Source organism: Novosphingobium sp. BL-S-33 (assembly GCF_056857025.1).
The window spans coordinates 1,105,047-1,128,608 of record NZ_CM166475.1; the positions used below are offsets into that span (position 1 = coordinate 1,105,047).

A 23,562-nucleotide genomic window follows, 5' to 3' on the forward strand; every position below is an offset into this window, starting at 1 on the left:
ATGCGGCCAGAGGGCGGCCCGAGGTGAGCCTAGTGTCGGGCTTGCGCCCTCAGGCTGGCAGGCGGGGCACTCTTGTCCGCCGCTCGCAGATTGACCTCGGGTGGATAGGCCAAACTGATTTCATGGTGGCGAAAGCACGCCAGGATCGCGGCCGCGAGGCGGTCGCGGGCATCTGCCTCAAAGTCGGTTCCCTTCGATTCGAACTCCACATCGTAGCTGAGCCCCTTGGCGGCAAATCCATTGAGACCGCCGTGGATGAGAGTGTGACCTTCGCTTTCCACGACCTCCTTCAGTATTGCCGGAAGTTGCAGGATGAGTTCCGGCGGAGTCGCATAGCCAAGGCAGAAATCGAACTTGAAGCGGTTGTGAAGACGGCGGGTTGTGTTGAGGATCTCAAAATCCAGCAGCTTCTTGTTGGCGATAATCCGCTCTTCACCGGCAGCTCCCCGCACGCGGGTGGACTTGAGCCCGATTTCCTCAACGGTCCCGGCGCCGTCGTCATAGGCGATACTGTCGCCAATTCGGAACGGGCGATCGAAGAGAATCGCAAGCGCCGCAAACAGGTCTGCGAAAATGCCCTGCGCGGCAAGACCGATGGCGATGCCGCCAACGCCCAGGCCCGCTATCAAGCCGGTTACGTTGACGCCCAGATTTCCGAGCACGAGAACAACCGCGACAGCGAAAAGTGCGATCGTGACCAGCAATCGGATGATGCCGAGCGCACTGACCAGAGCCTTGCCGCCGTGGGATTGGTCACGGGTGCGATGCTCGATCGCGCCAAATACGATCTCTCGTAGCCACAGGGCGCTTTGAAAAACGACGACGATTGTAAAAAGCGTCCGTATCGTGGCGGCCAGGAGGGGCGGCGCATCGGAATAGGCCACGACAAGCCGGGCCGAGAGAAGGATCATGAAGGCCTGGCTGGTCTGGGCAAGAGCGCTGGCGACAATTCCGTACCAACTCGCGCTTCCCGCCTCTCGCCGGCAGAGTTTCACGCCCCATCGCCGCACGAGACTGAGCAGCGCATAGGCGGCCACGCCAAGTCCGATTGCCAGAGCAATATGGAATGAATGGGCCTGAACCCACCCAGATGCCTCGGCGAAGAGTGTTCTTGCTTGCTGATCGAGGCTCTGATGAATTGCACCGGGCGCTGCGAGAGCCGTGTGCGAAACGGTCGATGAGTTTTCGTTCATCCTCCAACCAAACGGAAACACGCCGGATTGTTCCCTACCGCCCTGATTTGCGACAAACTCGAGCAAGGACGGTGAAGCTCGTTAGACTTTGCAATGATCCAGCCAGGCATTCGTGGCCCGCGCTAGCGCTTGGCGCGTAATCTGGCTTGCGTGCTTTGGCCGGAAGCCGGTTCCCAACCAAAGACGCTCCGTCCGCCATATTCGTGCGAACGGGCCATTTCCTCTGCGATGAAGGTATCGAACGAGGGGCCTCTCGCCACCGCTTCGAGCGCGCGAGCCTGTTCGTCGAGCCGCCTGATCGCTGCCAGTTCCTCGCTCTGGCCCAGTTTGGCCTTGCGCACAGCGGACTTCATGACTGCGATCGTATGATCGTAGACTTTGGTCGGCACGGGAAATGGATGCCGGTCCTTGCCTCCGAGTGCCATCGAGAAGCGAGCCGGATCGCTAAACCGGCACGGCGCGCCGTGCACGACTTCTGCAACCATGGCCAGCGCGCGAACGGTACGCGCGCCCACGCCCGGGACGAGGAGGAGCTGCGAGAAATCCTTGGGTCCCATTTCCGCGGCCGCAGCCAGGGCACCGTGCAGGCGCTTCTCGATGATGTTTTCCGGACGGACCTCGTGGTGATCCGGCATGACCAGATGGGGCAGCATGCCTTGCTCAGGTGGGGCTTGCGGCGTGATACGGCGCAGTTCCCTCAAGATACCATCGGGGCCTGCGGTTCCCAGCAAATCAAGCTGACCGCTGCGCGAGCCTGCCGCGCGCCGGTCGGTCAGGTTGACGATTTCCCCCTGGCTCCGCCCTTCGATCGCAGTGTGCGGCGCATCGACAAAGTCCTCGATACCCTCGCTGAGCCAGTGATAGCGCCGGGCGTGCCGCCGGCTATCGTTCATGCCCTGCTGGATCACGACCCAGCGCCCGTCGTTCGCAACGATAAAGCCGTGCAGATAGAGATCGAAGCCGTCCTGAACTGCCGCGCTGTCGACTTTGGCAACAAGGCGGCTGGTGCGGGACAGGGCAGCGCCGTCAAGGCCGGTGCGCTCTCCCACCTGCAGAAGCTCGGCCGGCGTTTTGCGGCTGTGCCTGCCCCGTCCGCCGCAGACATGCAGCCCAAGATCTCCCGATAGGGGAGCCAATCCTCGCTTCAGCGCGCCGAGCACGCTCGTGGTGACGCCCGACGAGTGCCAGTCCATTCCCATGACCGCACCCAGCGATTGAAACCAGAAGGGATGGGACAACCGCCGCAGGAACTCATCGCGGCCATATTCGACGACAATGGCCTGCGTAATCACCGCACCGAGCTTGGCCATGCGCTCACTGAGCCACGCCGGCACCCGTCCGCCATGGAGGGGGAGATCTGCACTGCCAGCTCTCCTGCTCATCGGCGAATCCCGGCGCGCGCCGAGGGATCCCGCGGGCCCGGGTTCTCCTTCCCAGTGGCTGGGTGATCAGTGGCAGCTTCCATGGAACCGGTTTAGCACGGTGCGAACATAATGTGAACAGATGCACCGCTCCGGTGGACCAGGTTTTGGTCAGACCGGACTCCAGTCACTTTCAACCCACCTGCTTGGGTGGTTCCGAGGTGTCAGCGCTCGTCTGTTGTTCGACTTCGCAATTGAGTTCAGCGCCCAGTCTCCAGAATCGCCGAGCCCGGCCGAGCCTAGACGCTTCATGGGCGGGCCGTTGCCGACAAAGCGCCCGGCAGCACCGCCGGGATTTTGGCCTGACGCCGCGCGAGGCGCTTTGGGAATGATGCTCGTTCCACGGTCCTGCCAACTTCCTCACCCCTCCTTTGAAAGCTAACGCCGCCATCGTTTTCGCGTTCCAGAGGGATGTGCCGGCACAGCTTCAGTAATCGCAGCCGCAAAAAAGCACGTGCCTGATTATCGATCCGCCACCGATGCGCGAGGAGAGCGTTCTGGAATATCGCGCTGATTGAATGGAGGCAGATCTGGAAATCTCTCGTGGGGTCGCATTCCTATGGACGGTAAACTGTCTTCGACGCGTGCTCGGAGAGACTGGCTTCGTGGCTCCTTCTCCTGATCGGCTTTCACTTTCTCATCGCAGTGCAGGATCTCAGCCAAAGCGCATGGCTGCCGGTCTCACGCTGGCCAATCGACGTATGAGCTTTTCACGTCTGCTCGCGGCAATACTGATGAGCTCGATATTGGCTGCTTGTGCGACCATGCCGCCCAGAACGCCTTACAGTCTGGGCGATCTGGCGCAGACCTCGGCCGTGCAGGCACAGCCCGTCCGCTTTTGGGCCAAAGGCGATGACGCCGCTTATAGCCGGTGGGGCGAGACCTTGCGTCAGGATCGCGCGGCGAGCGGGCTCGCGGCGCCTGCAACGCTGCTGGCGCTTTCGGGCGGCTCGGATAAGGGGGCGTTCGGTGCCGGCCTCCTGACCGGTTGGTCCCGGACGGGATCCCGCCCCGAATTCGATATCGTCACCGGGGTCAGCACCGGGGCGTTGATCGCGCCTTTCGCGTTTCTGGGATCTGCGGAAGATTCCACGCTCACGGCGATCTACACCAATATCAGCAGCAAGGACATTTACCGCAAGCGAGTTCTGGGCGGCCTTCTCGGCGGTCCGAGCCTGCTCGACAGCCGGCCGCTCGCCGCGTTGATCGCGCGCTATGTCACCCCCGCCCTGCTCGACCGGATAGCTGCCGAGCATCGGCGGGGGCGGCGTCTGCTAGTGATGACCACGCAGCTCGACGCTCAGCAGGGCACGATCTGGGACATGGGCGCTATCGCTGCGAGTAATGAACCCGAACGCGCCGCGCTGTTTCGGCGTGTCCTGCTCGCTTCGGCAAGCATTCCCGGCGCTTTCCCGCCGGTACTGATCGACACGACCATCGGCGGTCGCCGGATCAGCGAGATGCACGTCGACGGCGGCGCCATCGGCGGTTTCTTCACGCTGCCGACAGGCTTGATCGCGGCCAACCCGGCCGCCCCGCGATCCAATGCCGCGATCTTCCTCATATACAACGGCGTCCTCGAGCCCGATTTCGAGATGGTGAAGCCCAGAACCTTGACCATCATGTCGCATGCCTTGAGGACGGTTCTCGGCCAGCTCGATCGAAACAATGCCGACGAGCTAAAGGCCTTTGCACGGGAACGCGGCATACCGTTTCATCTCTGTGCACTGGTGCCTACCGAAATCGATACCAAGGCCCCGCTGTTCGATCGCGACAATATGCGCGCACTTTATGCCATCGGCGAGGCTCGTGCGGGCCAGGCCAGCGGCTGCCTGAAGCGGCCGGCGCAGCCGGACGCGGGATTGGCCCCATGATGTCAGACTGAGCGGCGACATGTCTATCAGGCGGCGCGGGGCGGTCGCCGCCCGGGCTTTCCGAGGCGATCCGGTGGGCCTTTTGTGTAAACGTTGCGGCGAGTTTGCGACGCACGAGAAACCGGGAAAACGGGTAAGGCCGAAGTATTTCGTTCCGGCATGAATTTGAGCCCGCTTCTCGTTGAAATTCCTTGCAAAACTGCATGGCGAGCAAAGGGCATGGCCCTGCCGGTCAGGGATCAGGTTTGATCTTCCTGTCTGTGGCGTTCAATGACTTCCGGCTCAGCTTCATCCTCGTGTTCCAGTGATGTCCGTGCATTGGGATCATGCCTCAACAACTCATCGAGTTTGGCATGGATGGCCTGTGTGTCGCGGTGCTCGGCGCGTTGGATAAACAGTGTCATCAGCCATGTGGCGAGCGTCGCATAGCCATGCCAGTCCAATGTCTTCGGCTCAAAAATGGCCCATGCAGCGCAGTAGACGGCTAGAATGAGAAACGCCGCGGGGCGCGCCATGAGAACGCCGCAGCGCGTGAGCGTCGATCGGACATAATTCACGCGGACCTCCCTGCTTGTAGATCCCAAAGAAAAGACATTCATTAGACAATAGATGCCGCTTTCGTGTGATTTTGATCGGCGAAATCCAGCAAGCCTATTTTTTGCTGCGATGCAGATGGCGCCGGCGTGAAAAGGCGACTGTCAAATAACGAGAATCATTGGAAGATTAGCTCAGACGAATGCCGCGTTCGGAATTGGCCTCGAGCGGCCCAATGTCGAAGAAGCTCCACTGCTCAGGCACCAAGCGTCATCCGTGACGTTGGGTGGATGGCACTGCGCCAGGCGCAGACAATAACCGGTTGCCGATATTACGGAGGCACTGCGATGACCATCGCCGTCAACGGTACGATAGTTTCCCTGCCCGACGACCCACGCGTGTCACTGCTCGACTTGCTGCGCGAGCATCTTCACCTGCCGGGCACCAAGAAGGGCTGCAACCAGGGCGCATGCGGGGCGTGCACAGTCCTCGCCGACGGCGAACGCATTCTGTCCTGCCTCGCCCTGGCGGTGCAGTACGAAGGGCGGGCGATAACTACGGTTGAGGGCCTTGCTACGGATGAGGGGCTCCATCCCCTGCAAGCGGCCTTCATCGAACATGACGGCTTCCAATGCGGCTATTGCACACCAGGGCAGATCTGCTCTGCCATCGGCATGGCCGAGGAACTGCGGCGCGGCGTACCCAGTCATGTCACGCGGGACCTTGCCGCCCCCGTCATCGCGCTCACCCACGATGAACTGCGTGAGCGGATGAGCGGCAATCTCTGCCGCTGCGGCGCGCACAACGGCATCGTCGAGGCCATTGTCGAGACGTTCGCGGAACTGGTGCCATGAGCCCGTTTCGCTATGCCCGCGCCGCCGATGTCAGCGAGGCCGTGCAGCGAGCGCAGACTGCCGGGTCCCGCTTCCTCGGCGGCGGGACCAATCTGGTCGACCTCATGCGCGAAACAGTCGAGCGCCCCACTGCTCTCGTCGACGTCACCGGCATGCCCGCCGATATCGGTGAAAGCGCCAATGGCGGGCTCGTGATCGGTGCCGCTGCGCGCAATACCGCGGTTGCCGAGCATCCACTGATCCGCACCCGCTATCCCATGCTCTCGCGCGCCATCGTCGGGGGCGCCAGCGCGCAGATCCGCAATATGGCAACGGTCGGCGGCAACCTGCTCCAGCGCACGCGCTGTGCCTATTTCTACGACAACGGCGGGTCCCGCTGTAACAAGCGCCAGCCCGGCGAGGGCTGCGATGCCATCGACGGCTTCAACCGCTACCACGCAATTCTCGGCGCATCCCCCTGCTGCGTGGCTGTCCATCCGTCCGATATGTGCGTGGCGCTTGCGGCGCTCGACGCGGCCGTGAATGTGGAAAGCGTGCACGGCGCTCGCAGTCTCCCCTTCGACGAGCTCCACCGCCTGCCAGGCGATCTTCCGCAAATAGACACATGCCTGGAGCCCGGCGAACTCATCACCGCCCTGGTCCTGCCCCCGCTCTCCATTGCCCGGCACTCCACTTACCGTAAGGTGCGCGACCGCTCGAGCTATGCCTTTGCACTGATCTCGGTCGCTGCGGCGCTGGACGTGCAGGACGGCATCGTCACCGATGTCCGTCTCGCACTGGGCGGGGTAGCGCACAAACCGTGGCGCGCCCACGAGGCTGAAGCACTGATACGCGGCAAACCGCCGGAACCGGCCGTCTTTCTCGCCGCAGCAGATGCGGAACTGTCCGCAGCCCAGCCGCTGCCGGGCAACCGTTTCAAGATCGAACTGGCGCGTCGCACGATCGCAGCCGTGTTGAGCGAACTGGCGGGAGAGCAGGCATGAGCATCGCAAAAGACGCCAAGCAAGCGGCCCAGGGCGCAATGCAGGGAATGATGGCCAAGGCCGTTGCGCTGGCGCCCGACAGCTGGGTTCCCGGCGGCAAGCCCGACCCGCTGATCCAGCATCGCCATGGCCACGTCGGCCAGCCCGTCTCACGTATCGACGGCCCGCTCAAGGTAACGGGCAATGCACGGTTCGCGGCCGAATTCTCATTCGAAGGCATGGTCTACGGCGCGCTTTCCTACGCCACGATCGCGCGCGGTCGCGTCACTGCTTTGGATACTGCCGAGGCAGAAGCGGCGCCCGGCGTGGTCGCAGTGATGACGCATCTCAATGCCCCGCGCCTGACCCCGCCGCCGGTGTTCATGTCGGCTGCCAAGGCGGCCGGCGGGGACGATCTGCCGGTGATGCAGGATGACCGGGTGCACTGGAACGGCCAGCCCATCGCCGTCGTTCTGGCCGAGACGCAGGAGCAGGCCGATCATGCCGCTTCGCTTGTCCGCGCGACGTATGCGCAAGAGCCCCCCACCACCAGCTTCGCGCAGGCCATGGCGCAGGGCACTGCGCCCGGCCTGTTCATGGGGCAGCCGCTCCACAATGCCAGCGGCGATGCCGAGGCCGCCCTCGCCGCAGCAGAAGTGCGGATCGATCGCACCTATCGAACGCCCCGCCACAATCACAATGCCATCGAGCTTCACGCCGCAACCGTCGCCTGGGACGGCGACACACTGCGCATTCACGACGCTTCCCAACTCGTCGCCCACACCGCCTGGTCGATTGCGCGCATGTTCGGGATAGAGGAGAACCAGGTCGTCGTCACGTCACCCTTCGTTGGCGGCGGCTTCGGGGGCAAGTGTCTGTGGCAGCATCAGATCATCGCCGCTGCCGCGGCAAAGTTGGCGGGGCGCCCGATCCGCCTCGTGCTCTCGCGAGAGGGTGTCTACCGGCTGATCGGCGGGCGATCGCTGACAGAGCAGCGCGTCGCTCTCGGCGCAAACCGCGAAGGCCAACTCGCGGCGCTGATCCATACGGGCACCACCGCCAAGACCAGGCACAACGTCCTCCCCGAACCCTTTATCATGCCCACGCGAAGCGCCTACGCCGCCGAGACCATGTTGCTCGATGTGCAGACCGTGGAACTGGACATGCTGGCCAACACCTTCATGCGCGCGCCGGGAGAATCCGTCGGCACCTTTGCGCTGGAGAGCGCCATGGATGAACTTGCCGAAGCGCTCGGCATGGATCCCATTGAACTGCGCCTGCGCAACGAGCCGGAGAAGGATCCCCTCTCCGGCCTGCCCTTCTCCTCGCGCCACTTGTCCGAGAGCTGGCGCGCCGGCGCCGAGCGCTTCGGCTGGCACTTGCGCAGTCCGCGCCCCGCAGCTCACCGCGACGGGGAATGGCTCATCGGCATGGGCTGCGCCACCGGCACTTATCCGTATTACCGCATGCCCGGCGGCGCCGCGCGGATCACGCTGACCGACGAGGGCCGCGCCACGGTGGATATCGCTGCGCACGAAATGGGCATGGGCACCGCGACCGCCCAAACGCAAGTCGCGGCCGAACGGCTGGGCCTTCCCCTCGATGCGGTTGCATTCAACTATGGCGATTCCACTCTTCCCGGCGTGGTACTGGCGGGAGGATCCCAGCAGACCGCGTCCATCGGTGCCTCGGTTATCGCAGCGCACCGCGCGCTGGTGAAAGAACTGCTGCGGATCGCCGGGAACGATTCCCCTCTCGCAGGCCTCGGGCCGGACGAAGTGGCCGGGCGCGACGGGGGCCTCTGCAAGCACGACGCGCCCGATCGCCAGGAGAGCTATGCCTCGATCCTCCGGCGCGCCGGGCAGAAAAGCCTTACCGTCGAGGCGAGCCCGCCCGATCCGCTCGAAACCATGCACTGGTCGATGCACAGTCATGCCGCGATGTTCTGCGAAGTGCGCGTGAATGCGGTGACGGGCGAGCCGCGCATCAGCCGCTTCCTCGGATCGTTCGACTGCGGGCGCATCCTCAATCCGAAGACCGCCGCCAGCCAATTTCGCGGCGGCATCATCATGGGCATGGGCCTTGCGCTGATGGAGGAGACCCAGTTCGACGAGCGCAGCGGACGGGTGATGAACCCCAGCCTCTCGGAATATCACGTACCCGTGCACATGGACGTGCCGGAAATCGACGTGATCTGGAATGACATAGCCGATCCTCACACCCCGATGGGCGCCCGTGGCATAGGCGAGATCGGGATAACAGGCACCGCCGCTGCCATTGCCAATGCGGTCTTCAACGCCACGGGCAAACGGGTGCGCGATCTGCCGATCACGCTCGATAAATTGCTTTGACGTTTCGCCTGCGCCAATCCCGGAAACCCGTTCGCGCCTTCAAAGCCTCAGGCTCGGAGGCGAAGAACCCGTCGGAATGCATTCCGGGAATGTGTTGCCCTCCGGCGGGTTGAGGCGTTGTTCTCCTGCGGCACGGCGTCGATGGATTCTCACCTTTCCGATACAGCCGCTTTCGCTACCAACCGCGCGGCGTAATCCAGTTTGCGCACGATCGACGGCGAAAGGTGGAACGGATAGAGATCAGGCTGTCCCATCGCACGGTTCATGGCATTCATGCTGAACGACAGCGGCGCCATTCTTTCGGCGAGCTGTGCCGCGTCGGCCGTGTAAGGATCTAGCACAGGGGACGAGGGAGAAGAACCCGCCCATTCCTCGATCGAGGACAAGGAAAGGCCAAAACCGCCCGCAGTGGCCAGCACGTCGACGATATGCAGATAATGGGCAAACGTTTCGGCGAAGTCCTCCCAAGGGTGCGAAGTAGCATAATAGCTGACGAAATCGTCGGTCCACACTTTGCCGTTACCGCTGCCATAGTGCGCCTGGAGGCTTGCCTGATAGTCGGCTGTCTCGTCGCCGAATACCTGCCTGAATGCCTGCAGCTCGTCCGGATCATTGCCGATCAAGCGCGACCAGAAATGATGCCCCACCTCGTGCCGGAAATGGCCCAGAAGCGTGCGATAGGGTTCGCCCACCGCGTGCCGGATGCGCTCGCGCTCGGCATCGTCGGCCTCGACGAGATTGAGCGTGATAACGCCGCCATCGTGGCCGGTAAGGATTTGCGGCGTTCCCGCAGCTTCGGCTGCGCGATCGTAAAGAAAATCGAAGGCCAGTCCCCGCCCGCCTGCCTGCCCGGCTACTTTGGTCTCCAGCGGCAGGTGCAATTTCAGAAGCGTATGGAACAATCTGCGCTTGGCTTCCTCTATCCTAGCCCATCGCGCGGGTACGGAGGGTCCGGCGAGATCGGGAATTGTGCGGTTATGCCGGCACGCACGGCATAGGGCGGTCGGTTCGTCCTTCTCGACAAGCCAGTTGCAGATCTGAAAATCGTCGTTGTTGGCGCAAACGACAACCTCGGCCGAGGCGCCGCCGTCATCACGCCACTGGGTCGCATTGTCTGCAAGAAACCGGAAAGTGTCCGCGGCGGGATCATACCCCAGCGTGACAGAGCACCCAGGACAGAGCCGCGCTTCGAAATGGAGCAGTCGGTGGCAATTCGGGCAAGGAAATGCACGCATCTGATCATCCCAGTCTTGTGTACTCGCAGGCCGGTCGGCCGGGCAAATCAGCCGTTGACCACAGTCCCGCCGTTGGGATGGAGCACCTGCCCGCTCATGTAGCTGGCATCCTCGCAAGCCAGGAACAGGAATGAAGGCGCCACCTCGTTGGGCTGTCCGGGCCGTCCCATCGGTGTGCTTTCGCCAAAATGCTCCAGCTTTTTCTCGCTGGCCCCGCCGCAAGGATTGAGCGGTGTCCAGATCGGACCAGGCGCAACGGCATTCACGCGGATGCCCTCGCCTACCAGATTTTCCGAAAGCGAACGCGTGAACGCCGTGATCGCCCCCTTGGTCGCGCTGTAGTCGAGCAATTCCTTGCTTCCCTTGTACATCGTGACGCTAGTGCAATTGACAATGGCAGCGCCCGCCTTGAGGTGTGGCCGAACCGCCTGCACCATGAAGAACATGCCAAAGATATTGGTCTGGAATGTGCGGCGAAGCTGTTCTTCGGAAATGTCTGTAACGTCCTTGTCGGGGTGCTGTTCGCCGGCATTATTGACGAGCACGTCGATCCGGCCGAACGCCTTCATCGTCTCCCGGGCAACATGATCGCACATTTCGGTAGAGCCCACATCCGCCCGGATCGTGATGGCGCGGCGACCTTCGCCTTCCACGATGCGCCGGGTTTCCTCGGCATCGTCGTCCTCCAACAGGTACACGATTGCGACATCCGCACCTTCGCGCGCAAAGAGAGCCGCCACCGCCCGCCCGATGCCGCTGTCCGCTCCGGTCACGATTGCCACTTTGCCGGCAAGGCGGGAGGACCCCGGATAACGCGGCTGCCATTGAGGTTGCGGCTCCAGCTTGCTTTCGTGCCCCGGCAGGGCATCTTCATGGATCATCGGTGCGGTCTCGGTCATGATCGGCTCCTTCCTCGAGAAAACGAAGCGGGGCAGCTTTGGTTGAGGACTCTCCGTCATTCCGCCCCGCTATCGGAGCAGCTGGCGGCGATCTGACCGATCTCACTCGTCGCCGTATTCGCCCTCGTCGGATTCCTCGGGAGATCGTCTCCCGCATATTTGCCGCTCACGAATTCGAGAGGATCGAGGTCGAGACGGGCGACGACCTCCCCTGCCGCGTCGCCAGAACGGATACTTCTGAACCATCTTCAAGGTCGATGATGGTGCCGTTATTGTCACGCCCACGAAGGCTGAGAACTGAAGCAATGGCGTTAGCTCCTGTGAGACCAGTCGTAAATTAGACCTCTGACAGGTCAAAGGTTCGCCAACTTGCCCCAGGACGCCGCCGACCTTCCTGCCGTTCAGGATCGAGCACCGGTCTGGCGAACCTATCGTCCCTTGGGGCGTTGGAACCAGACGTTACTGGAGACGATCGATGGCGCGTTTCGGATATAAGCTGATGAGCGAGGAGCACGGGCCCAAGGCACTCGTTGCCAACGCTCTCGCCGCCGAACAGGCGGGGTTCGATTTCGTCTCGATTTCCGACCACTACCACCCGTGGCTGTTCGACCAGGGGCACGCGCCATTCGCCTGGAGCGTGCTTGGGGCGATCGCGCACGCGACGTCCAAGGTCGGGATCACAACCGGATTGACCTGCCCTATCATCCGCTATCACCCCGCGATCATAGCTCAGGCGGCCGCAACCATCGCGGTCATGAGCGACAATCGCTTTTCGCTCGCCATTGGCGCAGGCGAACGGCTCAACGAGCATGTCACGGGAGAACTCTGGCCGTCGATCCCGGAGAGGCACGCCATGCTGGAGGAAGCCATCGACATCTTCCGCCTCCTGTGGTCGGAGGGCGCGCACAATTTTCAGGGCGCCTACTTCACCGTGGATCACGCGCAGGTTTTCGACCTGCCGAACCAACTCCTTCCCATCGTTCTGGGCGTCAGCGGCCCGGCATCGATCGAACTTGCCCGGGCCAAGGCCGATGGGATCATGACGACGGATCCCGATCGGGCAATTGCGAGCAGCTTTCCGCATGGTCCGAAATACGTCGAAGTCGCCCTCGCCTACGCGTCCAGCGAGGACGAGGGACGAAAGATCGCGCATGAGCGCTTTCGCTTTTCGGCATTCGACTGGTCCGTCAACAGCGAGATACCGACCGTCGAGGGTTTCGAGACCGCGACGAAGTTCGTCCGGCCGGACGACCTCGCCGATAGGATCCCGGCCGGCCCCGATGCGGGCAAACATCTGGAGGCGATCGAGAAAGCGCTCGATGCCGGTTTCGATCACATCGTGTTGACGGGCATTGGCCCGGATCAATCCGGGTTCATCCGCTTTTTCGAGGAAAGACTGCGCCCGAAACTGGAAGGATAGTCAGCCACTCTGGACTCCGCTTCGTTAGATCGGCGACCGCAGATTCATCCGCTTGTGAGGCTATGAGACAGATACACTGCTGCTGGGTACGGATCCCGACTTCCGTTTGAAGAATGCTGAATTCTGAACCGGGAGAACGTGATGATCTCAGGTTCCGCGTTTGGCACGATTCTCGATCTGGTACGTCAGCCAGCGGCAGAACATCCCAATGATCGATGTGGCTACGCCGGCAAACAGGCAGCCCATAAGCAGCGGGTCCTCCTTTGCCTTGGGCCAAGACACAATCGCGAGGAGGATGACGCTTGCTGTGGAAACCAGATAGCCGAATGTCTTGAGCATTGGCAGCGTCAGCCACCCGAAAACCCGCACTTCTGAGGGTGGTCGCTCAATATTCACGATCATCTCCTTCATCGCCTCGTCCGATAAAGCGTAGCATCGACAATGCCGCCCTACAGCCAGGGCGGCGCCTCCATGTTATGTCGAGGCGGCGCCGCGAGCGTTTACGCGCTGTTCGTTTCCCGTCATTTACCGAGCATGCGTAACCCCAGCAACATCGTGAGGGTTGCGCGCGGCTTTGGTTGCTTCTGCGGCTTTGCCACCACGGGCAACTGGCCAGCCCTCCAGGCGTTCAGCTCATCGGTCACGTTTACGCAGGCAGAGGATGAGTCGGCATGGAATCCCGGATCGACATCAATACAGCTACGGCCGAGGAACTCGACACTGTGGACTGCCTGACGGGCCATGGCTTTGAGATCGTGCGCTACCGCGAAGACCGTGGCCGCTTTACCGCGGTACATCAACTCGACGAAGTGCCCGGACTTGCCGGAAAGGTAGATCAAAACGCGCCTCTGACCGTTAGCGCTCGAAGATCGATCGACTGAGATCCGTCATGGAACAGCTGCTTGACTGTCTTGTTATCGGTGGCGGGCCTGCCGGGTTAACCGCAGCGATCTACCTGGGTCGCTTCCACCTCAAGCTGGCGATAATCGATGACGGAAACAGTCGGGCTGCGCTGATCCCCCATACGCGCAACCACGCGGGATATCCTGGAGGTATCTCCGGCAAGGAATTGCTCGGCAGGATGCGCGAGCAGGCGGCGGAGTTCGGCGGCAACATCATTTCTGGTTCTGTTACGAACCTGAAGCGGAGCGCTGGCGGCTTTAAGGCCGAACTGGGAAAGCTCCGCCTGACGGCAAGGACAGTCCTGCTTGCGACAGGCGTTGTGAACAATCGCCCGGACCTGCCTTGCGCGGTGCACGACGAGGCGCTTGCCAGAGGCTTGATCCGCTACTGCCCAATTTGCGATGGTTATGAAGTCACGGACAAAAAGGTCGCAGTCCTCGGCACGCATACCCACGGCTACAACGAGGCGATCTTTCTCAGAATGTACAGTCGCTTGGTGACCTTGATCGCGCCCGACAGCTGCCACGACCTTTCAGCGCGGCAAAGGGAAATGCTGGGCAATCTGGGCGTGCACCTGGTCGACGGCCCCTGCTCGTCGTTGCAGCTTGAGGACAGAGCTATCCTGGTTCCTACCCCCGAGGGCATTCTTGCGTTCGATACCGTCTATCCCGCGCTTGGATCGCAAATCCGCTCCGAACTCGCGAGCGCCCTTGGCGCCGAATGCAGTGCCGACGGGTGCCTTGTCGTCGACGCGCACCAGCGAACGACGGTTCCGGGGCTCTACGCGGCAGGCGACGTGAGCAAAGGGCTGGATCAAATCAGCCACGCGATGGGCGAGGCCGGCGTGGCGGCGACAACTATCCGGAATGACCTTGCAGAGCAGAGCCCGCTCGCCCGCTAATTCTCTTCAGAGCGTAGCAACAAAGCCAGTTCGAGCTTCGTTTCCTCATGGGTGCGATTGCCGTGTTGATCGCTTTTGCGGTCTCCAGCTTCAGGAATTTCTTATGGATCGCTTCTTCACTGCAATCGCTTCCAAAGCAGCGAACTGGATGGGCCGCCCCTCGGCCTTCGTTGTCGCGGTGGCCGCTGTCATTCTCTGGGCCGTGAGCGGCCCGGCGCTCCATTACTCCGACACCTGGCAACTGATCATCAACACTGCCACCACGGTCATGACCTTCCTTGCGGTATTTCTGATTCAGAACAGCCAGAACCGCGACGGCGCGGCGATGCAGGCCAAACTCGATGAAATCCTGCGGTCTCAGGAGAGCGCCCGGTCCCAGTTCGTGGGCATCGAGCATCTGACCGATGCGCAAATCTGTGAAATTCGCGCCGCGCTGGAAAAAGACATACGCTCTGAAGGCGACAAGGATCGCTCAGTCACCCGGACGGTAGACAGCCTACTGTCCCGCTACTGAGCGCTCCCGGAGACACCGGGACAGGCCCACTCCGGATCGGGATAGCGAACCTCCAGCCCGATTAACGAGGGTAGCCAGAATGAACGACCTCGCTAACTGGATTGCCCCGATTGCCACCATGACAGCCGCAATGATGACGGCCGCCAATATCGGCGCCCGCGTGACCGGGTGGGGCTTTGCCGTGTTCACCCTGGGCTCAATTTGCTGGACGATAGTCGGCATTGCGTCGGGGCAACCCTCTCTGATTGTTGCAAATGCCTTTTTGACGCTGGTCAATCTTGTCGGTGTATGGCGCTGGCTGGGACGCCAGACCGCCCACGAAGATGGCGCCAGGTCGGCAACCTCGGCGAGCCGCAGATCGGCCAGCGCCACCCTTTTCACGGCAGCGGGCTTGAAGGGCATGCCCGTGGTTACGGCCAACGGCAAACACGTCGGGAAAGCCGTTGATGCGCTTATCGAATGCCGCTCCGGTAAGATCAACTACGTGGTTGTGGCCACCAGTGCAGTTGGGGGACTGGATGAAGTTCTACGCGCCGTATCTGCCGGAATGATCAGATTTGGCTGCGATGCGCTGGCGTTGGCGCTTTCCGAAGCCGACTTTGAGCAAATCGAACCGCTCGAGACAGATGAATGGCCCGCCTCCGTCCATGGCGGGTGACCTCCACCGAGAGAGCGGAACTCTGCCAATACGGTCGGGCTGTCGGCGTTGCCTTGGGCGCGCGTACGCGCCTGCTCGAGGACTTCACACTTCGGCCACACCGAATCGGGCCAAGTTCAGTCTATTGGTTGCTGAGTTCCAACCCGCCGCAAAGAGGACAACCGATCCAATTGAAATCTTGACCGGGCGCCTGCGCTCAGTGAGCTTGAATGCAAGCCGGGGATGAAGAAATGAAACTGAATCGAAGAGCATTGATGGGTCTGGGAGTCGCAGCGCTCTTTCGGTTTCCGCGCGCGGCCGACGCAGAAATACTGAAAGTGCCGCTCGTTGATTCACTAAATCTGACGGTCGTCGTCGACAATTTCGCCAACGTATTCATGACGGAATTCGAACGCCCCGATATATCGGTGTCTCCCCCGCACCCAGCACGGGACTATCATCAGACCTACTCTGCCGAATGGGGCTATTCGCTTCTTGCCCGCAGCACGCCGGGCTCTGGAGCGACACCAAAAAACGTTCTCATTGATTTTGGCTACACATCGCAGGCATTGCTCAACAACCTTGTGCTGATCGGTGCCGATCCGGCTACGCTTGATGCGATGGTGCTCAGCCATGGACATTACGACCATTTCGGGGGGCTGGATGGCCTGCTGGGAACTGCAGCGGTCCGTCGTGGCACACCCTTGTTCGTCGGCGGCGAGGAAGCGTTCTGTGCAAGGCTGCGCGGTGTCACACCCGGGACATCATCCTTCGGCGCAATTGATCGCGCTGCACTGGGACAGGCCGGCATTCAGCTCGTCGTGTCGCCGGACCCACAGTCGGTCGCCGGACAAGCGTTCACCACGGGCGAAATTCCGTTCGTAACGACCGAACGTCCTCGCGTCCCGACTGCGATGCTTCCGGGTCAGAACTGCAACCGCGCCTTGCTCGATCCGGCAAAACGCGATGTCGATTTCATTGTAGATGACGCGATCCACGAATTGGGAACCGTGTACAACGTGGCAGGCCGCGGGCTGGTCGTCATTGGCTCATGCAGTCATCGCGGCATCATTAACACCGTGCGCCGCGCACAGGCTGTTTCCGGCGTCAATCGCATCCACGCCATTGTCGGAGGGTTTCATCTCGTCCCGCCCCAAACCAGGGCGCAGGCGTTGGAGACGGTGGCGATGATGCAGGCAATCGATCCCGACTATGTCATTCCCGGCCATTGCAGCGGCGACGTGTTCATCGCTTCCGCCTCGGAAGCGATGCCAGACAAGGTCATTCGATCGGTGGTCGGTGCGAGCTATCACTTCGGGCGGCGAAGCTAGAAGCGCGCCTTATCCTGGACACCCTATCTGGCTGCTTCCCTGAAATTGCGCGAGAGTGACCGTTACCTGAGGGCCAAGCCGATCGTCGGAATCACGCAAACCGATAGGGGCCGCCTTTGTCGAGTGCCGCCTGATAGGCGGGTCTTGCCTGTATCGTTTCGAGCCAGATCCCGGTCATCGGCCGGCCGATAGTCAAGAAGCCGCGATCCCTTGCTGCTTCGAGCGGAAAGCTCATCATGATGTCGGCTGCCGTGAATGTGTCTCCGGCAAACCAGGGACGGGCGCTCAATTCGCGCTCCACGAAATCCAGATGCACGTCGATCATGGGTTGCAGGCGCTTCTGCGCCACTTTTCCCAGAACTGGTATGCGCTCCAGCACCAGATTGACCAGAAGCGGCGGCATCAACGAGCCTTCGGCATAGTGCAGGAACTGGCGATAACGCATCGCCGCATCCTCGCCATAAGGCTTGCCAAGCCGGCCGTCTGCCTTGTCGACAAGGTATTCGGCGATCGCGCCGGTTTCCACGACGATACGGTTCGCGCCGGATGGATCGCGATCGACCAGCACCGGCGATTTTCCCAGAGGGTGCACAGAGCGCAGCTCTGGCGGCGCGAGCATCGTTTTCGGATCGCGTTCATAGCGCTTGACTGCATAAGGAAGGCCAAGTTCCTCAAGCATCCACAGCACGCGCTGCGATCGCGAATTCTCCAGATGGTAGACGGTGATCATCGCCATTGGGTTCCATTGCGGGGACACAATCAGACCAACGGTCGGTTCCGCACTTGGTTGCCCGAGCGCGCCCTGGAGCTTGGGCAACATTTGCAGGATTTACAAAAGGAAAGCCCGCCGACCCCCACGATCGGCGGGCTTTCCCGCCCCGAGCCTGTGCTCAGGGCATCAGCACCGTATCCACCACATGAATGACGCCGTTGGACTGCATGACGTCGGCGATAGTGATCTTTGCGGTGCCACCCTTGGCATCGGTCAGATACCAGGCACCGTCCTTTTCCCAGGCAGTCAGCTTCTCGCCTTCGACAGTCGTGAGCGCGGCCTTGCCGCCGCCCATCTTCGCTTTCGCGGCGATATCCCTGGCGGTCAGGCGCCCGGGAACGACATGATAGGTGAGCAGCTTGGTCAGCGTCGCCTTGTTTTCCGACTTCAACAACGTGTCGACGGAACCGGCAGGCAGCTTGGCAAAAGCTTCATTGGTCGGCGCGAAGACGGTGAACGGCCCTGCTCCCTTGAGCGTGTCGACCAGACCCGCTGCCTTCACCGCAGCGACTAGCGTCGTGTGGTCCTTTGAGTTGACGGCATTGTCGATGATGTCCTTCGATGGATACATTGCGGCGCCGCCGACCATCGGGTTAGCTCCCATGCTTGCCGCCACGATCGGCGCGCCGGCGGCGAGCAGCGCCGCGCCAGCGAGCGAAAGAGAGAGCTTCGTGAGGATATTTGACATCCTGGCATCCTTCCTGTGTCGCGCGTCCCGAAAGGCGGGCGTGCATGACAGCTACGACGGCGGGCTGCCGCTGGATGCAGTCAGATCAGTGATATTTTTCCGGAAGCGATCGGGGTGGAACTGGGGGCAGCGTGGGGCGCGCCGACACCCGGCTCCATGGTGACAGCCAGTGTCGCGCCTTCCGTCATGTACGCTCGGAGCGCGGCGCCGACCAGGACATGACTTTCGGCATCGCGCGGAATCAATCCCAGCGATCGCGGCTTACCATCATCCGGAATGATCCAGAGCTCGGGCTGCAATGTGCCCGGCTTTATGCCGGACGGACGTAGCGCAAGCCGTCCGCTTGCAGGATCAAAGCGGGCGAGAACCACGGGGCCATCGGGCGCCCCGGTCAACTGGGCGATGACGACTTGTTCCGTGCGTTGCGGATTACCTGCCGTGGTGGCGGGCGAGAGACGCAAAACCAGCATCAGCGCTAGCGAGGCAGCAACCAGACCCGCCATGAGCGCGCTGCCCTGCCAAATGCGCAACCGCCGATTGCCAGGGTCAATTGAAGACGTAGCACCGGCAATGCCCGTCTCGATCCTTGCCCATAGGTGCGAAGGTGGCTGGATCGGAGCGTACTGGTCATAAAGTGGTTCGAGCCGTCGATCCCATTCGTGGATCACCTCAGGCGCGAAGTTGGGATCGGCCATAAGGCGCCGAAGTGCGTCTGCACGCTCACTTGCGCTCAGAACGCCAAGTGCCAGTTCGGCAACCAGAGCATCGCGCTCGTCGGGAGGCAACGGCGTATCAGCCATCACCGATACACTCCTTCAGCCGCTGCATCCCACGTCGAATCCAGCTTTTCATGGTACCGAGCGGCACGGCCATGCGCTCTGCCAACTCTGCATAAGTCAGGCCATCGAAAAAGGCGGCCCGAATGGAATCGCTTTGCCGCTGCTCCAGTTCGTCAAGACAGAACACTATGCGCGCCTGAAGCTGGTCCTGCTCGATCCGTTGGTCGGCCGGCAAGGTATTGTCGGCGATCTGGTCAGCGGTCTCTTCCGGCGGGACGGTGCCGGCAGTTCCAAGCCGGTGCGATGCCCGGCTCCAGTCGATCGCGGCATTGCGCGCTATCGCACAAAGCCACGTGATCGGGCTGGAACGTCCGGGATCGAACCTGTCGGCCCGATTCCACACCTTGATGTACACGTCCTGCAAAATATCCTCCGCAGCCTCTCGGTCAGCGGAGATACGCAGGCACACGCCGAATAGCTTCGCCGATGTCTTCTCATAGACTTCGCGGAGTGCTGATCGCTCGCCGCAGGCCACCCTGCCCAACGCGGCGATCAGTTTCTGGCGCTCGGCGTCTGCATCTTCCACGGACCCAGCCTATCAGTCTGGGACTGTGTTTCAAACTCCCTGATGGCTCTGAGCTGTCTGCGCCAAAGCGGTGGAACTTTCTGCGCGACATCGCTCGTGTTCTGGCGAGCGGCGTCGCAGTTCTCAGGTTCTTGAGGCCTGGAACCAGTACGGGACTGTCAACGCTCTTTACCTCCCAGTTTACAAAAGCCCGCCGCCATCGACGTCGATCACCGATCCCGTGACGAAGGCGTTGCTCATGGCGAAGAGATAGGCGTGAGCCAGATCTTGCGGCGTGCCGACCCGCTCCACCGAAAGCCCGGCTGCCACGCGGGTAAGAAACGCCGTACGGACATCGGACCCGGTCTCCCCCCAGGTTGGGGTGTTGTGGATTCACATTCGAAGTGCAACGGTTGAAGAGAGCATGCCTCGGCGGGTGTTTTGAAGTCGAGGCATTTTCGCGGTGTATTGTTGTAGCGTTGGATGATGTCCTCAAAGTGGGCAGGCGAGAGATCCTCGATGTTGGTCTTGCGCGGCAGGTCGCGTCTGAGGCGGCCGATGGCGTTTTCGACGCCGCCCTTTTGCCATGGGGCATGGGGGTCGCAGAAGAACGTATCGATGCCGAGACGGTGCAACCTGTGGTGCTGTGCAAACTCGGTGCCGTTGTCGAGGGTCAGGGTTTGGCGCAAGGCGGCGGGCCAGGGCCGCAGCATGGCGGCGAGCAGGTCGGCGGTGCGCCGGGCCTTTCGGTCGGGCGGATGGCAGATCAGGGTGTAGCGCGAGGAGCGTTCATGGGCGACGAGGATGGCCTGGCCGTATCGGGCGAAGAGCATGAAGTCGGCCTCCCAGTGGCCGGGCCGGGACCGATCCGCGGCCTCGTCCGGGCGCATGGCGATGGGTTGGCGCTTGGCGATGAAGCGGACCGAGGATCCGCCGGGCTTGCGGCGCCATCCGCGGCGATGGCAGCTGGGTGGCCTGCAGAACCCGATAGCCCGTCGCCGGACTGAACCCGGCCTTCGCCGCCGCCAAGGCGACGGGGTCATAACGTCTGTTGGTCATGAAAAGTCTCACTTGATGATCGTTGATGTGTCGGCCGGCCACACGTCAGGTCCTCCTCCCCGGAAAACCCGATGCATAGCGGCCACCACGACCATCACAGGCACCCGGCAAAGAGTGCCTCCGGTGTGTCGGGACCGGCTACGGGCTACGCCCTACGCCGATCCCGACACACCGGATTCTCATCTTGATTGTCGCGCTTTCTCGTCCAGATCGCCGCGCAACAGTCGATGCCGAGCGATCCAGAGCTGCCGCGATCTGGCGCAGTGATTGCCCGTCTTCATGAAGACGGGCAATCGTACACCGCTCTTCCAGATCAAGCTGTTCGTAAGCTCTTCCCATGACAACACCATAACCTGGTGTTGCACTTCGTTTGTGAACTTGGCTGTCCACAATGCCTGGACTGACGACATTGACACGGCGCGGGGCCAGTTCTTTCGCCAAATGGCGGGCCGCCGCATCGGTAGCGGCGTTGACTGCGCCCCTAACCATGCTGCCAATGCCATATTTGCGGGACACCTGGCCTGAGGTAAATGTTATCGCCGCGTGAGCCGATAGATGAGGCAGGGCCAATCGAACGGCATGGATTGCGCCAAAGAGTTTGATGTCGAACGCCAGCGACAGGTCGTCGGGATCAAGCAGGGGCAACGCCGTTGCCGTGCTTCTCGAACCTGCCGTATATATGAGGTGATCGATAGGACCAATGGCGGCGAAGGCGTTGCCGAGCGCATCGAGATCGCAGGCATCGAGTGCGATTGGTTGCACGCCTTGGGGAGCGCTGCCGGATCGGCTGATGGCAACGACCCGGGCGCCCTTCGAGCGCGAAAGTTCGGCCACTGCTGCGCCGATGCCGCTTCCGCCCCCGATCACGACAACGGTTTGCCTGGAAAGTATATCGCTCATGTTCTGGGTACTTCTCATGAAAGGAAGGCTTGGCACGAACTGGGCGATATGCCGCGAAATAGCTGCGAGCAGGGCAGAAAACTGCGCCGAAACGTGGGTTTGGTGCTCCGCCCAAGCGGAATTCGCGATTTCCTCGATCATGGTCGTTTCACGGGTCGAGGCGCTGCCAGACCGAATAGGCGACTATTCCGCTACTCGATGCACCGGCTGGAACGGCATAAGTCAGAAGGCCATCCTTGAAGGTATAGTCACGCTCCTGCCGTTTGCCCTGCCAATTGGGAAAGGAGGCGGCTGTCACATCGAACACCAGCTTGTGCCTAGCCCTGTCGATCGCGACGGTGCCAAAGTGCGTACTCGATCCCACCACCGCCTGCCGGTATTCTTCCGTCGTACCGCGTGCTTTATCCCCGCTGGCAAAGGAAGGCCGGCCGACCCTGTAAATCTGCATGTTGTATCGGTGTGCAGCATCGATCGTCAGCAGGCCAAGCGGATGCTCCCCGTAATTGGTCGAGCGCGTGCCATCGGCCTTGATCTCGTAGGCGGAGACCATCGTCCATGTGCCCTGCAGCGAAGTGATGTCTTCCCGAGATTGCGCCGCCCCGGGGGCGGCCCCGGATAGCAATGAAGCAGCGGCGATAGACGCAAACGAGACGCGATGATTCACGGCGGCCTCCATGTAACTTCTTTGTGCGGTTACATCAGTTGCGCCGATCCGAGAAACCTGTCAATAAGGTTACATGAGAAAACATCGCACGGCGGTTTCCCTCCCCGAGGATCGGGATGGCTTTCGGTTTCGAGGCGGCAACGCCGCAATCGATCTGGCAGCGACGCTTCAGGGCAGACTCAAGCCCGCTCCTCGCGAGTTGCTGGCAACGCCGGAAGATCTCGACCGTTGGCTGGTATCGGCAGGGATGGTGGCATCCTCGCCCGGTGCGACAGAGGCAGACCTGGCAACAGCTTGCTCCCTACGGGAGGCGATTTTCGAACTCGCTGGAGGGCTGGAAGGGTCGGACTTCGACGCTGATGCACGCGATGAGCTCAATCGCATCGCCGCAGCCCCGGCGGCGGCGCCGGTCCTGGGTGCGGACGGCGGGCTTACGCTCGATGGATCGGTCGCGGGTCTATTGTCGTTCCTGGCAAGGAAAGCAGTTCACCTGTTCGGCAACGAGGACGCGGCGAACATTCGCCAATGTCAGTCGCCTACCTGTACGATCCAATTCGTAGACACTTCGCGCTCTGGTGATCGGCGTTGGTGCTCGATGTCGGCCTGTGGAAACAAGGCCAAGGTCGCAGAATTTCGGCGGCGCAAGCGAACGCCGCCAACCGACGTGTGACGCCGGCCAAAGAACGCACATTTCGAGTCCCCTCCCATTTGGGCGGGGATGAAAGGTCACGGCAGGAGCGAGCGCTCGAGAGCCTCCTGCCGTGAGATCTGAAACTTCAGGTTACGGCCGACAGTCTCTGGCGAACCGCAATATGTCGAACCGTCATGCCTCAAGGCACTCTTCTGCCGCGACCGAAGAAATAGCCAAGAACAAGGATTACGACCGCAACGAGCAAGAAGAGCTTTGCAAGGCTGACAGAAAGACCTGCTACTCCGCCAAAGCCCAGAAGCGCCGCGATCACCGCGACAACGGCAAAAATTATGGCCCAGCGAAACATGAGGGCTCTCCTTTATGCAAACGCTGCGCCGACCTTTTCGAGCAGCTCTTTCTTCTAACCTTCGGCCTGTCCCTATGTTCCGCGCGATGTTGCGAAAGCCGAAGCGAG

Annotated in this window: 25 protein-coding genes and 1 pseudogene; 11 read left to right on the plus strand and 15 right to left on the minus strand. The window is 61.7% G+C overall.

Going from position 1 to position 23,562, the window contains the following annotated elements:
- Window positions 1–29 precede the first annotated feature (29 nt).
- Both AC1VVM_RS21465 and AC1VVM_RS21470 read right to left on the minus strand, forming a co-directional pair.
- On the minus strand, window positions 30–1,259 hold the full coding sequence (locus AC1VVM_RS21465; RefSeq protein WP_482905777.1) for a mechanosensitive ion channel family protein: 1,230 nt from the start codon (window positions 1,257–1,259) through the stop codon (window positions 30–32).
- Between the two features lie 56 nt (window positions 1,260–1,315).
- Window positions 1,316–2,575 (minus strand): DUF763 domain-containing protein, encoded by a 1,260-nt coding sequence (locus AC1VVM_RS21470; protein ID WP_482905778.1) that lies wholly within the window; start codon window positions 2,573–2,575, stop codon window positions 1,316–1,318.
- A gap of 557 nt (window positions 2,576–3,132) precedes the next feature.
- Here AC1VVM_RS21470 and AC1VVM_RS21475 point away from each other — a divergent pair.
- A complete protein-coding gene (locus AC1VVM_RS21475) occupies window positions 3,133–4,488 on the plus strand; it encodes a patatin-like phospholipase family protein (protein ID WP_482956408.1) in 1,356 nt (451 codons plus the stop codon).
- 239 nt (window positions 4,489–4,727) lie between these two features.
- Here the strand turns inward: AC1VVM_RS21475 and AC1VVM_RS21480 are convergent, their stop codons facing one another.
- Window positions 4,728–5,045, minus strand: a complete 318-nt coding sequence (locus AC1VVM_RS21480) for a low affinity iron permease family protein (protein ID WP_207904976.1) — start codon at window positions 5,043–5,045, stop codon at window positions 4,728–4,730.
- A gap of 324 nt (window positions 5,046–5,369) precedes the next feature.
- Here AC1VVM_RS21480 and AC1VVM_RS21485 point away from each other — a divergent pair, with 324 nt between their 5' ends.
- The 3 genes from AC1VVM_RS21485 to AC1VVM_RS21495 are packed head-to-tail and all read left to right on the plus strand — an operon-like array spanning window position 5,370 to window position 9,189.
- Window positions 5,370–5,876, plus strand: a complete 507-nt coding sequence (locus AC1VVM_RS21485; RefSeq protein ID WP_482956409.1) for a 2Fe-2S iron-sulfur cluster-binding protein — start codon at window positions 5,370–5,372, stop codon at window positions 5,874–5,876.
- Window positions 5,873–6,859, plus strand: a complete 987-nt coding sequence (locus tag AC1VVM_RS21490) for an FAD binding domain-containing protein (protein WP_482905781.1) — start codon at window positions 5,873–5,875, stop codon at window positions 6,857–6,859. Before AC1VVM_RS21485 ends, AC1VVM_RS21490 begins: the two co-directional genes overlap by 4 nt.
- The gene (locus tag AC1VVM_RS21495; RefSeq protein ID WP_482956410.1) at window positions 6,856–9,189 is read left to right on the plus strand and encodes a xanthine dehydrogenase family protein molybdopterin-binding subunit; all 2,334 of its coding nucleotides are present in this window, start codon (window positions 6,856–6,858) and stop codon (window positions 9,187–9,189) included. The genes AC1VVM_RS21490 and AC1VVM_RS21495 overlap by 4 nt, the downstream gene beginning before the upstream one ends.
- A gap of 149 nt (window positions 9,190–9,338) precedes the next feature.
- Here the strand turns inward: AC1VVM_RS21495 and AC1VVM_RS21500 are convergent, their stop codons facing one another.
- The 3 genes and pseudogenes from AC1VVM_RS21500 to AC1VVM_RS21510 form a co-directional block, all read right to left on the minus strand.
- Window positions 9,339–10,157 carry a zinc-binding metallopeptidase family protein gene (locus AC1VVM_RS21500; RefSeq protein ID WP_482957362.1) on the minus strand — a complete coding sequence of 273 codons (819 nt, stop codon included), beginning with the start codon at window positions 10,155–10,157 and terminating at the stop codon, window positions 9,339–9,341.
- Window positions 10,155–10,424, minus strand: a pseudogene (locus tag AC1VVM_RS21505) (zinc-ribbon domain-containing protein); the annotation flags it as partial. The gene AC1VVM_RS21500 and the pseudogene AC1VVM_RS21505, both read right to left, overlap by 3 nt.
- Window positions 10,425–10,471: 47 nt before the next feature.
- Complete coding sequence (locus AC1VVM_RS21510; RefSeq protein WP_482905783.1) at window positions 10,472–11,323, minus strand: SDR family oxidoreductase; 852 nt, start codon at window positions 11,321–11,323, stop codon at window positions 10,472–10,474.
- A 475-nt stretch (window positions 11,324–11,798) separates the two neighbouring features.
- Between AC1VVM_RS21510 and AC1VVM_RS21515 the strand changes: the two genes are divergently transcribed.
- Window positions 11,799–12,743 (plus strand): TIGR03557 family F420-dependent LLM class oxidoreductase, encoded by a 945-nt coding sequence (locus tag AC1VVM_RS21515; protein WP_482956411.1) that lies wholly within the window; start codon window positions 11,799–11,801, stop codon window positions 12,741–12,743.
- Between the two features lie 147 nt (window positions 12,744–12,890).
- Here AC1VVM_RS21515 and AC1VVM_RS21520 read toward each other — a convergent pair whose 3' ends face one another.
- Window positions 12,891–13,154, minus strand: coding sequence for a hypothetical protein (locus AC1VVM_RS21520; RefSeq protein WP_482956412.1), 264 nt, complete (start codon window positions 13,152–13,154; stop codon window positions 12,891–12,893).
- Between the two features lie 260 nt (window positions 13,155–13,414).
- Here AC1VVM_RS21520 and AC1VVM_RS21525 point away from each other — a divergent pair, with 260 nt between their 5' ends.
- The 5 genes from AC1VVM_RS21525 (at window position 13,415) to AC1VVM_RS21545 (ending at window position 17,029) form a co-directional block, all read left to right on the plus strand.
- Window positions 13,415–13,624 (plus strand): ComEA family DNA-binding protein, encoded by a 210-nt coding sequence (locus AC1VVM_RS21525; protein ID WP_482956413.1) that lies wholly within the window; start codon window positions 13,415–13,417, stop codon window positions 13,622–13,624.
- 8 nt (window positions 13,625–13,632) lie between these two features.
- Window positions 13,633–14,547 carry an NAD(P)/FAD-dependent oxidoreductase gene (locus AC1VVM_RS21530; protein ID WP_482956414.1) on the plus strand — a complete coding sequence of 305 codons (915 nt, stop codon included), beginning with the start codon at window positions 13,633–13,635 and terminating at the stop codon, window positions 14,545–14,547.
- Window positions 14,548–14,650: 103 nt separating this feature from the next.
- The gene (locus AC1VVM_RS21535; RefSeq protein WP_482956415.1) at window positions 14,651–15,061 is read left to right on the plus strand and encodes a low affinity iron permease family protein; all 411 of its coding nucleotides are present in this window, start codon (window positions 14,651–14,653) and stop codon (window positions 15,059–15,061) included.
- Between the two features lie 79 nt (window positions 15,062–15,140).
- Window positions 15,141–15,719, plus strand: a complete 579-nt coding sequence (locus tag AC1VVM_RS21540; protein ID WP_482956416.1) for a PRC-barrel domain-containing protein — start codon at window positions 15,141–15,143, stop codon at window positions 15,717–15,719.
- 230 nt (window positions 15,720–15,949) lie between these two features.
- Window positions 15,950–17,029 (plus strand): MBL fold metallo-hydrolase, encoded by a 1,080-nt coding sequence (locus AC1VVM_RS21545; protein WP_482956417.1) that lies wholly within the window; start codon window positions 15,950–15,952, stop codon window positions 17,027–17,029.
- Window positions 17,030–17,120: 91 nt separating this feature from the next.
- Here the strand turns inward: AC1VVM_RS21545 and AC1VVM_RS21550 are convergent, their stop codons facing one another.
- The 7 genes from AC1VVM_RS21550 to AC1VVM_RS21580 all read right to left on the minus strand — a co-directional run bounded on the left by AC1VVM_RS21550 (window position 17,121) and on the right by AC1VVM_RS21580 (window position 22,468).
- A complete protein-coding gene (locus AC1VVM_RS21550) occupies window positions 17,121–17,759 on the minus strand; it encodes a glutathione S-transferase family protein (RefSeq protein ID WP_482957363.1) in 639 nt (212 codons plus the stop codon).
- 160 nt (window positions 17,760–17,919) lie between these two features.
- A complete protein-coding gene (locus AC1VVM_RS21555) occupies window positions 17,920–18,489 on the minus strand; it encodes a fasciclin domain-containing protein (protein ID WP_482956418.1) in 570 nt (189 codons plus the stop codon).
- An 80-nt stretch (window positions 18,490–18,569) separates the two neighbouring features.
- Entirely contained in the window at window positions 18,570–19,289 is a 720-nt protein-coding gene (locus AC1VVM_RS21560) for an anti-sigma factor (RefSeq protein ID WP_482956419.1), read from the minus strand.
- On the minus strand, window positions 19,282–19,854 hold the full coding sequence (locus AC1VVM_RS21565) for a sigma-70 family RNA polymerase sigma factor (RefSeq protein WP_482905793.1): 573 nt from the start codon (window positions 19,852–19,854) through the stop codon (window positions 19,282–19,284). The genes AC1VVM_RS21560 and AC1VVM_RS21565 overlap by 8 nt, the downstream gene beginning before the upstream one ends.
- 236 nt (window positions 19,855–20,090) lie before the next feature.
- Window positions 20,091–20,876: an IS30 family transposase gene (locus AC1VVM_RS21570; RefSeq protein ID WP_482956420.1), complete on the minus strand. Its 786-nt coding sequence runs from the start codon at window positions 20,874–20,876 to the stop codon at window positions 20,091–20,093.
- A 154-nt stretch (window positions 20,877–21,030) separates the two neighbouring features.
- The gene (locus AC1VVM_RS21575; RefSeq protein WP_482956421.1) at window positions 21,031–21,933 is read right to left on the minus strand and encodes an SDR family NAD(P)-dependent oxidoreductase; all 903 of its coding nucleotides are present in this window, start codon (window positions 21,931–21,933) and stop codon (window positions 21,031–21,033) included.
- Window positions 21,934–21,940: 7 nt separating this feature from the next.
- Window positions 21,941–22,468 carry a lipocalin-like domain-containing protein gene (locus AC1VVM_RS21580; RefSeq protein WP_482905795.1) on the minus strand — a complete coding sequence of 176 codons (528 nt, stop codon included), beginning with the start codon at window positions 22,466–22,468 and terminating at the stop codon, window positions 21,941–21,943.
- Window positions 22,469–22,529: 61 nt separating this feature from the next.
- Here AC1VVM_RS21580 and AC1VVM_RS21585 point away from each other — a divergent pair, with 61 nt between their 5' ends.
- Complete coding sequence (locus AC1VVM_RS21585; RefSeq protein ID WP_482905796.1) at window positions 22,530–23,126, plus strand: CGNR zinc finger domain-containing protein; 597 nt, start codon at window positions 22,530–22,532, stop codon at window positions 23,124–23,126.
- A gap of 160 nt (window positions 23,127–23,286) precedes the next feature.
- Here AC1VVM_RS21585 and AC1VVM_RS21590 read toward each other — a convergent pair whose 3' ends face one another.
- On the minus strand, window positions 23,287–23,454 hold the full coding sequence (locus AC1VVM_RS21590; protein ID WP_482956422.1) for a DUF1328 domain-containing protein: 168 nt from the start codon (window positions 23,452–23,454) through the stop codon (window positions 23,287–23,289).
- Window positions 23,455–23,562: the final 108 nt, after the last annotated feature.

Bases quoted from the DNA above. Each gene is read 5' to 3' on its own strand.
- AC1VVM_RS21470 (WP_482905778.1), bottom strand. From the start codon at position 2,575: ATGAGCAGGAGAGCTGGCAGTGCAGATCTCCCCCTCCATGGCGGACGG.
- AC1VVM_RS21475 (WP_482956408.1), top strand. From the start codon at position 3,133: ATGGAGGCAGATCTGGAAATCTCTCGTGGGGTCGCATTCCTATGGACG.
- AC1VVM_RS21485 (WP_482956409.1), top strand. From the start codon at position 5,370: ATGACCATCGCCGTCAACGGTACGATAGTTTCCCTGCCCGACGACCCA.
- AC1VVM_RS21490 (WP_482905781.1), top strand. From the start codon at position 5,873: ATGAGCCCGTTTCGCTATGCCCGCGCCGCCGATGTCAGCGAGGCCGTG.
- AC1VVM_RS21495 (WP_482956410.1), top strand. From the start codon at position 6,856: ATGAGCATCGCAAAAGACGCCAAGCAAGCGGCCCAGGGCGCAATGCAG.
- AC1VVM_RS21510 (WP_482905783.1), bottom strand. From the start codon at position 11,323: ATGACCGAGACCGCACCGATGATCCATGAAGATGCCCTGCCGGGGCAC.
- AC1VVM_RS21515 (WP_482956411.1), top strand. From the start codon at position 11,799: ATGGCGCGTTTCGGATATAAGCTGATGAGCGAGGAGCACGGGCCCAAG.
- AC1VVM_RS21520 (WP_482956412.1), bottom strand. From the start codon at position 13,154: ATGAAGGAGATGATCGTGAATATTGAGCGACCACCCTCAGAAGTGCGG.
- AC1VVM_RS21525 (WP_482956413.1), top strand. From the start codon at position 13,415: ATGGAATCCCGGATCGACATCAATACAGCTACGGCCGAGGAACTCGAC.
- AC1VVM_RS21530 (WP_482956414.1), top strand. From the start codon at position 13,633: ATGGAACAGCTGCTTGACTGTCTTGTTATCGGTGGCGGGCCTGCCGGG.
- AC1VVM_RS21535 (WP_482956415.1), top strand. From the start codon at position 14,651: ATGGATCGCTTCTTCACTGCAATCGCTTCCAAAGCAGCGAACTGGATG.
- AC1VVM_RS21540 (WP_482956416.1), top strand. From the start codon at position 15,141: ATGAACGACCTCGCTAACTGGATTGCCCCGATTGCCACCATGACAGCC.
- AC1VVM_RS21545 (WP_482956417.1), top strand. From the start codon at position 15,950: ATGAAACTGAATCGAAGAGCATTGATGGGTCTGGGAGTCGCAGCGCTC.
- AC1VVM_RS21550 (WP_482957363.1), bottom strand. From the start codon at position 17,759: ATGATCACCGTCTACCATCTGGAGAATTCGCGATCGCAGCGCGTGCTG.
- AC1VVM_RS21555 (WP_482956418.1), bottom strand. From the start codon at position 18,489: ATGTCAAATATCCTCACGAAGCTCTCTCTTTCGCTCGCTGGCGCGGCG.
- AC1VVM_RS21560 (WP_482956419.1), bottom strand. From the start codon at position 19,289: ATGGCTGATACGCCGTTGCCTCCCGACGAGCGCGATGCTCTGGTTGCC.
- AC1VVM_RS21570 (WP_482956420.1), bottom strand. From the start codon at position 20,876: ATGACCCCGTCGCCTTGGCGGCGGCGAAGGCCGGGTTCAGTCCGGCGA.
- AC1VVM_RS21575 (WP_482956421.1), bottom strand. From the start codon at position 21,933: ATGATCGAGGAAATCGCGAATTCCGCTTGGGCGGAGCACCAAACCCAC.
- AC1VVM_RS21580 (WP_482905795.1), bottom strand. From the start codon at position 22,468: ATGGAGGCCGCCGTGAATCATCGCGTCTCGTTTGCGTCTATCGCCGCT.
- AC1VVM_RS21585 (WP_482905796.1), top strand. From the start codon at position 22,530: ATGAGAAAACATCGCACGGCGGTTTCCCTCCCCGAGGATCGGGATGGC.
- AC1VVM_RS21590 (WP_482956422.1), bottom strand. From the start codon at position 23,454: ATGTTTCGCTGGGCCATAATTTTTGCCGTTGTCGCGGTGATCGCGGCG.